Annotated in this window: 14 protein-coding genes; 12 read left to right on the top strand and 2 right to left on the bottom strand. The window is 31.6% G+C overall.

Going from position 1 to position 14637, the window contains the following annotated elements; translation table 11 throughout:
* The 5 genes from AC3WQX_RS06400 (at nucleotide 1) to AC3WQX_RS06380 (ending at nucleotide 5952) form a co-directional block, all read left to right on the top strand.
* A complete protein-coding gene (locus AC3WQX_RS06400; protein WP_049428199.1) occupies nucleotides 1-1056 on the top strand; it encodes an alanine/ornithine racemase family PLP-dependent enzyme in 1056 nt (351 codons plus the stop codon).
* A gap of 289 nt (nucleotides 1057-1345) precedes the next feature.
* Nucleotides 1346-2344 (top strand): ABC transporter substrate-binding protein, encoded by a 999-nt coding sequence (locus AC3WQX_RS06395; protein ID WP_047796549.1) that lies wholly within the window; start codon nucleotides 1346-1348, stop codon nucleotides 2342-2344.
* An 11-nt stretch (nucleotides 2345-2355) separates the two neighbouring features.
* Complete coding sequence (locus tag AC3WQX_RS06390) at nucleotides 2356-3387, top strand: FecCD family ABC transporter permease (protein WP_049428193.1); 1032 nt, start codon at nucleotides 2356-2358, stop codon at nucleotides 3385-3387.
* Nucleotides 3384-4352: a FecCD family ABC transporter permease gene (locus AC3WQX_RS06385; RefSeq protein WP_023351324.1), complete on the top strand. Its 969-nt coding sequence runs from the start codon at nucleotides 3384-3386 to the stop codon at nucleotides 4350-4352. The genes AC3WQX_RS06390 and AC3WQX_RS06385 overlap by 4 nt, the downstream gene beginning before the upstream one ends.
* Before the next feature lie 226 nt (nucleotides 4353-4578).
* Nucleotides 4579-5952, top strand: a complete 1374-nt coding sequence (locus AC3WQX_RS06380; protein WP_002432704.1) for a YjiH family protein — start codon at nucleotides 4579-4581, stop codon at nucleotides 5950-5952.
* Nucleotides 5953-6005: 53 nt separating this feature from the next.
* Here the strand turns inward: AC3WQX_RS06380 and AC3WQX_RS06375 are convergent, their stop codons facing one another.
* Nucleotides 6006-6317, bottom strand: coding sequence for a heme oxygenase (locus AC3WQX_RS06375; RefSeq protein WP_002453758.1), 312 nt, complete (start codon nucleotides 6315-6317; stop codon nucleotides 6006-6008).
* A 148-nt stretch (nucleotides 6318-6465) separates the two neighbouring features.
* Nucleotides 6466-6726, bottom strand: coding sequence for a SunI/YnzG family protein (locus tag AC3WQX_RS06370; RefSeq protein ID WP_002432344.1), 261 nt, complete (start codon nucleotides 6724-6726; stop codon nucleotides 6466-6468).
* A 177-nt stretch (nucleotides 6727-6903) separates the two neighbouring features.
* Between AC3WQX_RS06370 and AC3WQX_RS06365 the strand changes: the two genes are divergently transcribed.
* From AC3WQX_RS06365 to AC3WQX_RS06335, 7 genes are all read left to right on the top strand, one after another.
* Complete coding sequence (locus tag AC3WQX_RS06365; protein WP_002432512.1) at nucleotides 6904-7410, top strand: metal-dependent hydrolase; 507 nt, start codon at nucleotides 6904-6906, stop codon at nucleotides 7408-7410.
* A 34-nt stretch (nucleotides 7411-7444) separates the two neighbouring features.
* Complete coding sequence (locus AC3WQX_RS06360; RefSeq protein WP_023351325.1) at nucleotides 7445-8632, top strand: UTP--glucose-1-phosphate uridylyltransferase; 1188 nt, start codon at nucleotides 7445-7447, stop codon at nucleotides 8630-8632.
* A gap of 19 nt (nucleotides 8633-8651) precedes the next feature.
* On the top strand, nucleotides 8652-9335 hold the full coding sequence (trhA, locus tag AC3WQX_RS06355; protein WP_002432569.1) for a PAQR family membrane homeostasis protein TrhA: 684 nt from the start codon (nucleotides 8652-8654) through the stop codon (nucleotides 9333-9335).
* 143 nt (nucleotides 9336-9478) lie between these two features.
* Entirely contained in the window at nucleotides 9479-10825 is a 1347-nt protein-coding gene (gene sdrM, locus AC3WQX_RS06350) for a multidrug efflux MFS transporter SdrM (protein ID WP_492739945.1), read from the top strand.
* A gap of 117 nt (nucleotides 10826-10942) precedes the next feature.
* Complete coding sequence (locus tag AC3WQX_RS06345; protein WP_002432814.1) at nucleotides 10943-11410, top strand: SepA family multidrug efflux transporter; 468 nt, start codon at nucleotides 10943-10945, stop codon at nucleotides 11408-11410.
* Nucleotides 11411-11493: 83 nt separating this feature from the next.
* Nucleotides 11494-12936, top strand: a complete 1443-nt coding sequence (locus AC3WQX_RS06340) for an MDR family MFS transporter (protein ID WP_049428187.1) — start codon at nucleotides 11494-11496, stop codon at nucleotides 12934-12936.
* Nucleotides 12937-13079: 143 nt separating this feature from the next.
* Nucleotides 13080-14144, top strand: a complete 1065-nt coding sequence (locus AC3WQX_RS06335) for an Mrp/NBP35 family ATP-binding protein (protein WP_002432308.1) — start codon at nucleotides 13080-13082, stop codon at nucleotides 14142-14144.
* Nucleotides 14145-14637 lie beyond the last annotated feature (493 nt).

Here is a 14637-nt window from a genome sequence, read left to right as displayed (position 1 = left end):
ATGGCTAGAATCAAAGTTAACTTATCAAAAATACAATACAATGCCAAAGTACTTCAGACATTACTTGAACGTAGACAGATTCACTTTACCCCTGTAGTAAAATGTGTTGCCGGAGATGAACGCATCGTTTCTACAATAAAATCTCTTGGAATTACACACTTTGCTGAATCAAGAATTGATAATATTGAAAGACTAAGAGATTTAAATATCACCTTTACACTATTACGCCCCACGACAGAATTTGAAACTATGGTTTCTACTGTAAAACTGAGTATTCAAACAGAACTTGATACGATTAAACAATTGAATGTAATTGCAAAAAGAATGAATGTAAAGCATCAAATCATGTTAATGGTAGATTGGAAAGACGGCCGTGAAGGTGTCTTAACTTATGATGTATTAGATTATATTAAAGAAATTATGAGTATGAGTCATATACAACTAGTAGGATTAGCATTTAATTTTATGTGCTTTAAATCCAAAGCTCCAGAAGAAAATGATGTCTTTATGATTAATAAGTTCATTAGTGCCGTTGAAAAGGAAATAGGTTACAAGTTTAAAATTATTTCAGGAGGTAACTCAAGCATGTTACCTCAAACAATGTACAATGATCTTGGCAAGATTAATGAATTAAGAATAGGAGAAGCACTCTTTAGAGGAATAGATACTACCACGAATGAACCTATTGCAAGTCTCTATCAAGATGCGATTGTACTTGAAGCGGAAATTATTGAAATTAAACCACGTATTAATCAAGTGACACACCAATCCTATTTACAAGCAATAGTGGATATAGGTTATTTAGATACATTTACAGATGGTATCAAGCCTATCGCCAATGATCTGAAAATGGTTGGCGCCTCAAGCGATCATTTAATGATTGATTTGAATAATCAAGATCACTATCAAATTGGGGATAGAATTCAATTTAGTTTAAATTATGAAGCTTTGTCACAGAGTATGTATATGAAAAATTTAACTAAATCATATTACGACGATTCAAAGATTCAAACTTTGATTGAAAATTTTAACACAACCATATTTGCCAATACGTAATGAAGACTCAATTTTATTCATTAAATTATATTTCACTTTAAACTGCTCTTTAATTTTCTATTTAAAAGAGCAGTTTTATTTATTTTAGTTAGTTATTGTTCTCTAAATTGTATATAAGGCAAATATAAAGTGATATTCAGATTTATCTTTCATAGTAGTTAGTCTGACTTATGAATTAAATTATATTTGAGTAAAATATATTCATAAAACAATACAAAATGATATTGACAATGAGAATCGTTATCAATAAACTGTATATGTAAGCATATACATATTAAGGAGTGGAACAATGAGAGGTCTAAAATTTTTTAGTGCTGTTGGCTTAATGCTAGTATTAGTTCTTGTTGCGGCCTGTGGAAGTAATGGTTCTAATAATTCAAGTAATAAATCTGCATCTAAAGATGGTGTAGAAATTAAACACGAAGAAGGAAAAACTAAAGTACCTAAGCACCCTAAACGTGTCGTTGTACTTGAATATTCATTCGTAGATGCATTAGCTTCACTTGATGTAAAACCTGTAGGTATAGCAGATGATAAGAAAAAGGAACGTATCATCAAACCATTAAGAGATAAAATTGGTAACTATACGTCTGTAGGTGCACGTAAACAACCTAACTTAGAGGAAATTAGTAAACTAAAACCAGACTTAATTATTGCAGATAGTAATAGACATAAAGGAATTTATAAAGATTTAAGTAAAATTGCTCCAACAATTGAACTTAAGAGTTTTGATGGAAACTATAATCAAAACATTGATGCCTTCAAAACAATTTCTAAAGCATTAGGTAAAGAAGATGAAGGTAAAAAACGTCTAAAAGAACATGATGAAAAGATTGAAAAATATAAAAAAGAAATTACAATGAATAAAGATGAGAAAGTGTTACCTGCAGTTGCATCTAAATCAGGTTTATTAGCACACCCTAGTTATTCATATGTAGGACAATTCTTAAATCAACTTGGATTCAAAGAAGCATTAACTGATGATGTGACAAAAGGTTTAAGTAAGTATCTTAAAGGACCTTACTTACAAATGAACACTGAAACATTATCTAAAGTAAATCCAGGCCGTATGTTCATCATGACTGATAAAGCAAGTCCTAATGAGCCTTCTCTTAAAGAATTAGAAAAAGATGCTGTATGGAAAAAATTAGACGCTGTTAAACATAATCGTGTAGATGTGTTAGATCGTGACCTATGGGCTAGATCACGTGGTTTAATTTCTTCTGAAGAGATGGCAAAAGAACTTGTAGAACTTTCAAAGAAAGATAGTAATAAAGATAATAAGTAAGGTGGAAAATAATGACTATGGGTATTAAAAATAGTCAATCCGCTATTGAACAAAAAAAGAGAAAGCGCACTACACTCACTTATATAGTGGGTGTGTGCTTTCTTTTTATTTCAATCTATTTGAATTTAGCGATTGGTTCTTCAAAAATACAATTTCATGATATTTTAAGTTACTTCACTGGACATATTGAATCAGAACAAACATTTTTAATTCATAACGTACGCATGCCTCGAATGCTTGCAGGGTTAGTGATAGGTGGTGCATTGGGGATAGCCGGTCTACTTATGCAAGCAATAACTAGAAATCCACTTGCTTCACCTCAAATATTTGGTGTAAATGCTGGAGCGTCCTTCGTCATTGTTTTAATTACAGTTTTAATTCCATCCCTAGGTTCTTATTCAACTATCCTAGCAATTATTGGAGCCTTTTTTGGTGGATTTACTGTTTATACGTTGTCAGGATCTACGAAATCAATTACGCCAGTGAAACTTGCTTTAGCAGGTATGGCGATACATCTATTCTTTAGTAGCATGACCCAAGGAATCATTCTTTTAAATGAGGATTCTAATGATACTGTCATGTTTTGGTTAGTAGGATCATTAGCTGGGATAAAATGGAATCAAATTATGATGATTTTACCTTGTATAGTCATTGCTGTAATTGTAACTATTTTTATGGGAAGACAGCTTACAATTATGGAACTCGGAGACGACATTGCAAGAAGCCTTGGTCAACGTACTGAAATTGTAAGAATGATTATTGGATTGCTAGTGATAGTATTAGCAGGGATGTCTGTTTCAATTGCAGGCCCCATCGGTTTTGTGGGCCTCATTGTTCCTCATATAGTTAAACGTTATGTAAGTAAAAATTATCTAATTATGCTACCTCTCACGTTTATTTTTGGTGCAGATTTATTGTTAATATCTGACGTTCTATGTCGTTTAATCACTTATCCATTTGAATCTCCAGTTGGTATAGTGACTTCATTTGTCGGCGCCTTTTACTTCTTATTCATTACTGTAAGAGGGGTGAATCGCGTATGATTAAGAGTAGCAATAGTATACGTTATGGAATCGTGATTATTTTATTAGTCGTCAGTACAATATTTAGTTTATGTATAGGTTCAGTTATGATAGACCCTATACACGCTATTGTTGGTTTTTTCACACAAGATGACTTTATTTTAAATGAATATCGTATACCTCGAACATTATTGGGATTAGTAATAGGTAGCAGTTTAGCTATATCTGGTGCTGTTATTCAAGGTGTAATTAGAAATCCGCTTGCATCTCCGGATGTTATTGGAATTACTAAAGGAGCAAGTCTAGCAGCGGTGATTATTATTATGATATTTCCGTCGGCACCTTTATTTGTATTACCTTTAGGATCGTTTGTTGGAGCATTGGTGATTAGTTTAATATTGTCCTTCCTTATTTCCAAATTTGATGTAAAAGGATCGAAACTTGCTCTTATAGGTTTAGCCATTGGCGCAATTTGTACGGCTATCGTACAGTTCTTACTTATTCGTAATCCTATGGATGCAAATAATGCATTAGTTTGGTTAACTGGTAGTTTATATGGACATAATATTTCTAACTTCTATAGTGTCTTACCTTGGTTTATTATCACTGTACCGGTAGTATTATTACTCGGTTACCAGCTAGATATTTTAAACTTGGGAGATAATGTCGCTACAGCTCTTGGTGCACGTGTTCGATTTTTAAAAATGATATTACTCATCTTGGCTGTAATGTTAGCTGGAGCTTCTATTGCAGTTGTCGGTGGTATTAGTTTCTTAGGACTTATAGCACCTCATATAGCAAGACAACTCGTCGGACACAAAAATATACATGTCATTATCATGTCAGGTTTAATAGGCGCTATACTATTAACGCTTGGTGATGGGTTAGCTAGGGGAATTCAACCGCCACTTGATATTCCAGTAGGTGTAGTTATTGCAGTTATTGGAGCACCATATTTCTTATTCTTACTACGTAGAATGAAATGATTTATTCATTAAATATGAATTTGAGCGCTCTTAGGTATGCTATGGCCGATTTCAATTTATAGTTTATTGAAATCGGCCTTTTTTAAATTTTTAATTGCGAAAAGTGATAGATTAGCGTATAGTATTTATACGTAATTATTCATATTTTTGTATATATAAACATTTGTGAAGATGAATCTTGATTACTTCAAGTTGATATAAATAGATAGAAACGGATTGAAAAGTAATGAACGGATATACTAAAAGCGAAATTATAAAAGGTAGAATTAAATTTATAACAATGTCCATTCTAGGTATCATATTATTTTTAATTCCTATACCAGTTGTTCAAGATGGACAAAAACAAACAACATTACCTGTGGCATTTCTTGCAAATTGTTTAAAAGATCTGTTAGGGAATATTATGCCCATATTAATTGTATTAATTATTACAATTTCAGGTGTATTAACTCTTTTGTGCTCAACAATTTATAAACACAAGTTAAATCCACAAGGCCTAATGTATAATGCATTTAATGTCAAACTAGGTTGGCTAATATTAAGAGTATTATCAGTTGTATTTGTATGGCTTACTTATTTGAAGGTAGGGCCTAAAATGATTTATTCAGAAGATACGGGGGGGCTAGTCTTTTATAGTCTATTACCAACTCTTGTGGCCGTATTTTTATTTGCGGCACTATTTTTACCGTTATTGATGGAATACGGACTATTAGAATTATTAGGACCTGTGTTTAGACCAGTAATGAGACCGCTATTTACTCTACCTGGTCGATCAACTGTAGATAATCTAGCATCATTTATTGGTGATGGAACGGTAGGCGTCTTAATTACAAGTAGACAGTATGAGGAAGGCTATTATTCTAGAAGAGAAGCAACAGTCATTTCTACTACGTTTAGTGTAGTATCTATTACTTTCGCTATAGTTATTGCTTCAACTATTAAAATGCAAGATCAATTCTTTTATTTTTATATCACTGTAATTGTTTCTTGTTTAATTGCAGCAATGATAATGCCAAGAATTTGGCCTTTAAAAAATATTCCAGATGAATATGCTAAAGATGTTTCAGAGGATGCAAGAACGGAGCAATTACCAGAAGGAAAAACGGCATTAAGACATGGATATGACATGGCGACAGAGGTTGGTATAAAAGCTCCAGGATTCAAAAAGTTCTTTATTTCTGGATTTAAAACCGTTGTAGATATGTGGTTTGTCATTTTACCAGTAGTAATGAGTATAGGAACAATCGCAACAATTATCGCGAATTATACACCTATTTTTGAAGTTATTGGAAAACCATTCGTTCCACTACTAGAATTATTGCAAATTCCAGAAGCTTCACACGCTTCTCAAACTATTCTCATAGGTTTTGCCGATATGTTTTTACCATCTATATTAATTGAGGGGGTCAAAAGTGACATAACACGTTTTGTTATTGGAGCATTAAGTATATCCCAATTAATATACTTGTCAGAAGTAGGTGGTGTTATTTTAGGTTCAAAAATTCCTGTCAGCATAGGTAAACTATTTATGATTTTCTTAATACGTACTTTAATCACGCTTCCTATTATTGCATTACTTGCGCATTTATTTATCCATTAAAAAGATTGCTTATTAATATACTTTATTATAATAAGCAATCCTCTATTAAAAAATTATTTATCTAATTTCGACAATACATTTGCTTTAACAATTTCACTTTTAATTACTGGAGAGTCTTCGGATTTTCCAGTATTTTTATGAGCTTCTTTAAAAGCATCACTATTTACCCAATTTTTAAAATCTTTTTCAGTATTCCACCATGTATTTACATACATATCTTCACTATAATCATCTCTATCAATTTGCCAAACTTCAATACCATTAAAACCTTGTAAGGATTGGATTTGACCACCTTTTGTAAATCTAGGTGCCATTTTTTCTGCAAAACCTTTTTTCACGGTTATTCTATTTGTTACGACGAACAATAACTTCACCTCCATAATCATTATTGATTCCAATATAATAGGATTGTTTATACTTATCAATTTTCATATATCAAAAATGAGAGCCACCAACCGTAATAGATACATGGTTGGTGGCTTTTGTATGGATTATTAATTATATATATTTTAATTACTTAGTCAGTTCATTGTAAACTTTTTGATCATTTTGAGTATAAATAATGTATTCATGGTCATCAGTATCGATAATTACGCGGTTTGTTTTTCCAAATGTAGAACCAATACGAGAGATTTCTTTTCCATTTTTTTCAGGTACTGCATGGATATCTTGGTCTTGTGAGATATTTTTAATTTCATTATTAGGTATTTTAATATCTGCTACTCTCCATTGAATACGTACTTCATTATCGTTTTTCTTTACTGTCATTGCCATTAAAAACACATCCTTTAAATAATTTGTATATTCATCATAAATTATTTTGAAATCGTTTTCAAGGATTTATGTGATACTTTTGAATATAATATGTCATACTAATAAAATATTAATACGAAAGTATGTTCGCTTTATATGTAATTGTGTGTTAAAATGTTTTGAAAAGGAGAACTAGAAATGACAGGTAAAACACATGCCTCCTGTGGGGCTTTAACAGGAGCTTTGACAACTCAATATTTTCATACTGATTTATTTACTTCAGTCACTATATTGGTATTATCAACTCTAGCAAGCCTATTGCCAGACATATGTCATACCCAAAGTAAAATTGGAAGACGTTTCAGAGTTTTAAGTTTTGTTATTAGGCTTCTATTTGGCCATAGGACATTTACTCACTCTCTTGCTTTCATCATTATCATTGGTTTTTTACTGTACTTAATTCAAACACCCATGTATTATATGGTTGCAATTGTTATTGGAATAGCTTCACATGTTATACTAGATATATTAACACCTAAAGGGGTTAAATTATTCTATCCCTTACCATTGAATGTTGTATCGCCGCTTCATTTTAAAACAGGCGGATTAGTTGATTTATCTTTAGCTACAGCTTTTAGCTTTGGAACAGTATACACGTTGTTTCAACCCTTTTTTAATGAATTTATGTTACAGTGGCTAAATTAATTCTTTGAATCATTTATACATAAGGAGAGTAATCATGTTAGATAAAAACCAATTGGAGAAATATAACCAAGAGCATTTGTATGAATATGAAAAATTAATGAGTAATAATGAAAAAGATGCACTTGAAAATAAAGTTGATGAGCTTGATTTAGAAGGAATTCAAAAACTATATCATGATTTATATGTTAATAGAAAATCAATAGATGATGTATCATCGGTATCAGAAGTTAAGTATGAAGTGAAATCTCAACTTTCTGATGAAGATAAGCATACATATGAACAAAAGGGTTATGAAGCGATTAGAAATGGTGAATTCGCGGTACTTCTTATGGCTGGCGGTCAAGGAACGCGATTAGGTTATAAAGGGCCTAAAGGTTCTTTTGAAATTGAGGGTGTAAGTTTATTTGAGTTACAGGCTCGCCAACTCATTAATTTAAAGAATCAAACGGGTCATACAATTAATTGGTATATAATGACTAGTGATATAAATCATAATGAAACAATAGAGTATTTTAAGAAACATCAATATTTTGATTATGATCCAGAACATGTACATTTCTTTAAACAAGCAAATATTGTAGCCTTAGGTGAAGACGGCAAACTTGTACTTAACAGAGATGGTCATATTATGGAAACACCAAATGGTAATGGTGGAGTATTTAAATCTCTTAAAGAGGCTGGATACTTAGATAAAATGGAAAAGGATCATGTAAAATATATCTTCTTAAATAATATTGACAATGTTCTTGTGAAAGTCTTAGATCCATTATTTGCTGGTTACACTGTAAGTAATAATAAAGATGTTACATCTAAAACAATTCAACCTAAACATGGAGAGAGTGTTGGACGTTTAGTCAACATTGATAGTAAAGATACAGTTCTTGAGTATTCAGAATTGGATCCCGAAGTAGCCAATGATTTTGATAATGCTAATATTGGTATCCATGCATTTAAACTGGCCTATATTAAAAGTGCAGTAGATAGGGAACTACCATATCATTTAGCTATTAAAAAATTAAAACAACTAGATGAAGACTTTGGCGTTGTAGAGCTACCAACATTAAAATTTGAATTGTTTTATTTCGATATTTTCAAATATGGAACAAGTTTTGTTACATTACAAGTTCCTAGAGAAGAGGAGTTTTCACCACTGAAAAATAAAGTAGGTAAAGATAGTGTGGAAACTGCTACAGAAGATTTAAAACGTATGAGTTTGATTTAAATAAAAGGTGGTGGAATAGATGTCTCATACATCTAAGCATAAAAAAGCATCGGTAGTTGAATCATTTAAGGACATCATTCCCTTATCTTTTGGCGAGGAAATAGGTAATGCAGCCTCACATGGTGCGGCTGCATTATTAACATTGTTTGTATTACCTTATGCAGCTGTTCATAGCTACAATCATGGTGGCACATTGGAATCGGTAAGTGTGTCTATTTATATTATTAGTATTTTTATGATGTTTATTTCTTCAACTATTTATCATTCTATGCAGAATTATACAGCTCATAAGTATATTTTACGTATTATCGATCATAGCATGATTTACGTAGCTATTTCAGGTACTTATACGCCAGTATTACTTACTATAGTAGGTGGATGGATAGGATGGGTAGTGACCCTATTTTTATGGGGGACTACATTATGGGGAATATTATATAAATCCATTGCTACGAAAGTTAATCATAAGCTCAGTCTTATTGTTTACCTAGTGATGGGATGGGTTGGTGTGATATTTATACCAGTGATTATCATGCGCACCTCTTGGTTATTTATTTTATTTATATTCCTGGGTGGCCTTTCTTATACAATAGGAGCCTGGTTTTACGCGCAAAAGAATAGACCTTATTTTCATATGATATGGCATATTTTTATTGTGATTGCATCGGTTTTACACATGATAGGGATATTATATTTTATGTAAAGTAAGTTTACGGTAGAGTTTAAATGGCTCTGCCGTTTTATTTTAACCTAGAAAATTAATACTATTGCATGATTGCGAACTAAACATCATCGTATTAATATTTTAAGGGTTCGAAATAGATAGAACAAAAGGAGTAAATATAAATGAAGTTTAGGTCGATATTAACAGTAACCGCATTGATACTAATCATGTTTATGGCTGCAATTGAGACATCTATTATATCTCTAGCCTTACCAACAATTAAGATAAATTTACATGCAGGTAATTTAGTATCTTTAGTTTTTACTGTTTATTTTATTGCTTTGGTCATAGCTAACCCTATTGTAGGTGAGCTGTTATCTCGTTTTAAGATATTATATATTGCCGTTGCAGGTGTTTCTTTATTTGCAATTGGTAGTTTGATGTCAGGTTTAAGTGAAACATTTACTTTTTTAATTATCTCAAGAATGATTCAAGGTTTTGGGGCAGGGGTCATGATGTCTTTATCTCAGATAGTCCCTAAACTAGCGTTTGAAATTCCTTTAAGATATAAAATTATGGGAATTGTAGGTAGTGTTTGGGGAATTTCCAGTATCATTGGACCCATACTCGGTGGTGCGATTTTAGAATTTGCGACATGGCACTGGCTGTTCTTTATTAATATACCTATAGCAATTATTGCTATTGTATTAGTACTAATGACATTTCATTTTCCAGAGGAAGAACATGGTAATCAAACACACTTTGATGTGAAAGGATTATCAATCTTTTATATATTTATAGCATTGCTTATGTTTGGATTATTAAATCAACAACATTTATATCTCAATATTATTGCAATCATCTTGGCTTTATTAGTATTGATTGGCTTGTTTAAAATAGAACAAAAACAAAATAATCCATTTCTTCCGACTAATGAGTTTAATAGATCGATAATGCTTGCTTTCATTACTGATTTATTTATAGCTATGTCATTAATAGGATATAACCTGTATATACCAGTATATTTACAAGAACAATTAGGTTTATCACCTCTTCAAAGTGGGTTTGTTATTTTACCACTATCAGTTACATGGGTTATATTAAATTTTAATTTAGCGAAGATTGAAGCAAACTTTACTAGAAAAGCATTATATATTAGTGCGTTTACAGTTCTCTTAATTTGCAGTGTTATTATTTTATTTGGCATGAAAGTGCCATTGTTGATAGCATTTTCAGTTATCTTTGCTGGACTTAGTTTTGGATATGTATACACTAAAGATAGCGTGATTGTACAAGAGGAAAGCTCTCCTAGAAATATGAAGAAGATGATGTCATTTTATGCATTAACTAAAAACTTAGGTTCATCTGTAGGTTCTACAATTATGGGATATATGTATACTTTAAAATCAGGTTTATTCGGCACTCATCTACACAATGTATTAGGTTTGATTGCCGTCATTTCAATTTGCTTGTCAATGATGTGGATTTTATTTTATAAATCTAATAAAACTTCAAATTTTAATAATTAAAAAGGTTTTCAAATACAAAAAACGTCTACTATAAGAGTAGGCGTTTTTAAATTTTATAAGGTGATGAATACGTGATACTATAAATATGTATTAAAAAAGAGGGGAGGACAATGAGTGATGAAATTCTTTAAAAATAAATTTTATAATTTAGCTGTAACACTTATTGTTCTCGCTATTTTTGTATTATCCGGGGCGATATTCTTAACATTTCTTGGTTTTGGATTATATGGGTTAAGTAGGATTTTAATATTTTTTCATTTAGGTTATTTTGGCTACAATAAAGGATTTTATGACAATTTGTTTTACTATGGTAGTTATATAGTATTGGGATATTTTACTCTTTTTGCTGTTGAGCATTTAATGGACTACTTTAAGAAGAAATTGCCTAACAATCCTTATTTTCAGGGTATTACATTTCATCTTATTTCTTATATAGTAACGACAGTGATGTTTTATTTTATAGTACATATTCACTATGTATATATTAATATTCAATTTTGGGTAATTATGTTAATCATAGGATTTCTATTTATTTGTAAGGAGATATTTTATCCTGAAAGTGAAAACTTGAATAACAAGAAATAGTAATTAAGCATTTATTTTGCTTTGCTAATTATAATTTGATTGAATATAACACTGTTATAAAAATAATAAAGGAGTAAACGTTCATGTCTAGTATCGATTTACCCAAAACGAAGCGGAATTTAATTGTAGCAGTGATGTTAGTGAGTGCGTTTGTAGCAATTTTAAATCAAACTTTACTCAACACTGCTTTACCTCACATTATGCGAGAATTAAAAATTGATGAAAGCACTTCCCAATGGCTAATTACTGGATTTATGCTTGTAAATGGTGTCATGATACCACTTACAGCTTTCCTAATGGATAGAGTTAAAACTAGACCTTTATATTTAGGAGCTATGGGTACATTTTTATTAGGGTCAATTGTAGCTGCGGTTGCGCCTAATTTTGGTGTGTTGATGACAGCAAGAGTTATTCAAGCAATAGGCGCCGGTGTGTTGATGCCTTTAATGCAATTTACACTTTTCACTTTATTCTCCAAAGAACATCGTGGCTTTGCTATGGGACTAGCTGGTTTAGTCATACAGTTCGCTCCAGCTATTGGACCTACATTCACAGGCTTAATCATTGATAATGCAAGTTGGAGAGTGCCATTTATTATTATAGTCGGTATCGCCTTAATTGCTTTTATCTTTGGTTTAATTTCTATTTCTAGTTATAACGAAACGAAGGATTCAAAATTAGATAAACGCTCTGTTGTATACTCGACTATAGGTTTTGGTATTATGCTGTATGCATTTAGTAGTGCTGGAAATTTAGGTTTTTCTAATCCAATAGTTATAGGATCGTTAATCATAAGTATTATTATTATCTCAATATTTGTTAGAAGACAACTAACGATTTCCAACCCATTACTTAACCTCAATGTATTTAAAGGTAGAATCTTTTGTTTCAGTACAATTACATCAATGATTATTATGTTATCTATGGTTGGACCTGCACTACTTATCCCTCTATATGTACAAAACGCTTTAGGTTTATCTGCGTTGTTATCAGGTTTAGTGATTATGCCTGGTGCGATTATAAATGGAATAATGTCAGTATTTACTGGACGTTTTTATGATAAATATGGACCGAGACCATTAATATATGCTGGTTTTAGCTTATTAACGATTTGCACATTATTGCTTTGTTTCTTAAAAGCAGACACATCTTATATTTATCTTATTGTCATTTATGCGATTAGGATGTTTGCTGTTTCTCTACTAATGATGCCTATTAATACAACTGGTATTAATGCATTAGACAATAAAGATATTTCACACGGTACTGCTATTATGAACTTTGGTCGTGTGATGGCTGGTTCATTAGGAACTGCATTAATGGTAACGTTTATGAGTATTGGTTCGAAATGGATTGGGCCATCCTCGTCTGCACATGCTAGTAAAGAATTATTACATAGACAAAGTGTTGCTGCCGGAGTTGATGTTTCATTCGCTCTAGTTACAGGTTTTGTTGTTGTTGCATTCTTATTTGCGTTATTTATTAAAGAACCTAATAGAAAATCTCAAAATATGAGAGAAGTCTAAATTATATATGAAGTTAGCCTATTATTATGGGCTAACTTCTTTTTTTATAATAAAAAAAGACTTATAATAAAAAAGATAAACTACGTAATCGAATAACTTTTGTTATTATGTAGATAAATTATTATATTTAAGGGGGATTTACTTTGTTAACGGTAAATCAAGTTGAAGAAATAGTAGGTGCATTAAAAGACCCAATTATTGATGTACCTTTGAAAGAAACTGATGGTATAGTTAACGTTACCATCAAAGAAGATATTGAGCACGTTAGTGTTAAAGTTGCAATGGCTCAATTAGGGGGACAACCACAATTAGATTTACAAATGGCAATTGTAAAAGCTCTAAAAGAAAACGGTGCTAATACAGTAGGTATTCGTTTTGAAGAATTACCACCGGAGACAGTAGAAAAGTATCGTGGTAAAGGAACAGAAAAACCTAAAACAATTGAAGGTTTACTTTCTCAAAATAATCCAGTTGAATTTATTGCAATTGCTTCCGGTAAAGGTGGCGTAGGTAAATCAACTGTAGCTGTTAATCTAGCTGTAGCTTTGGCAAGAGAAGGTAAAAAAGTTGGACTCGTAGATGCTGATATTTATGGTTTCAGCGTTCCAGATATGATGGGGATTGATGAAAGACCGGGAGTAGATGGCAAAGAAATTATTCCGGTTGAACGTCATGGCGTTAAAGTTATTTCAATGGCTTTCTTTGTAGAGGAAAACGCACCTGTTATTTGGAGAGGTCCAATGTTAGGAAAAATGCTTACTAATTTCTTTACAGAGGTTCAATGGGGAGATTTAGATTATCTTTTACTTGATTTACCACCTGGCACTGGAGATGTAGCCTTAGATGTACATTCAATGCTACCTTCTAGTAAAGAGATCATAGTTACTACTCCGCACCCTACAGCAGCGTTTGTAGCAGCTAGAGCTGGAGCTATGGCTAAACATACAGAACACTCTATTTTAGGTGTAATCGAAAATATGAGTTATTTCGAAAGTAAAGAAACTGGTAATAAGGAATATGTATTTGGTAAAGGTGGAGGTACTAAACTTGCTGATGAATTAGAAACACAGCTATTTGGAGAGTTGCCTCTTGAACAACCTACGTGGAACCCTAAAGATTTTTCACCATCTATTTATCAGCCTGAAGATCGTTTAGGAGAAATTTATACATCAATCGCCAGAAAAGTTATAGCCAGTACTCAAAAATAGTATCTCAATGTAATTTAACCAAAGGTATACTGATCACACAGAAACAAATTTTGTTTTTGTGTGATTTTTCTATTGCAAAATTTAGAAATCGTGCTAGAATATTTCTTTGTGAGCTACGAATTAGCTGTTCACAAAATTAAAAAATAATTCAATTTAAATGTTGACTTAAAAACATGAAATTGATATCATATAAAAGTCGCTGAAAAGCGATTGTAAAGTATTTAATTTAATTGTTAAGCGAGTGTAAAAATTACCCTTGCAAACATTATAAAAACACTTTAAAATAAATAAAGTAATCTTAAGAAATCATTGACATTTCTTCTCAGAAAAGATATGATTGAAAAGATTGATTTTATTGAGATGAACATTGAAAACTGAATGACAATATGTCAACGTTAATTCCAATAAATGTAACGAAACGTTACAAACTATTTAGTATTTATGAGCTAATCAAACATCATAATTTTTTATGGAGAGTTTGATCCTGGCTCAG

This window comes from Staphylococcus sp. FW104-15G4D, assembly GCF_058790135.1.
This window is presented reverse-complemented; position numbering and strand designations above follow the sequence as displayed.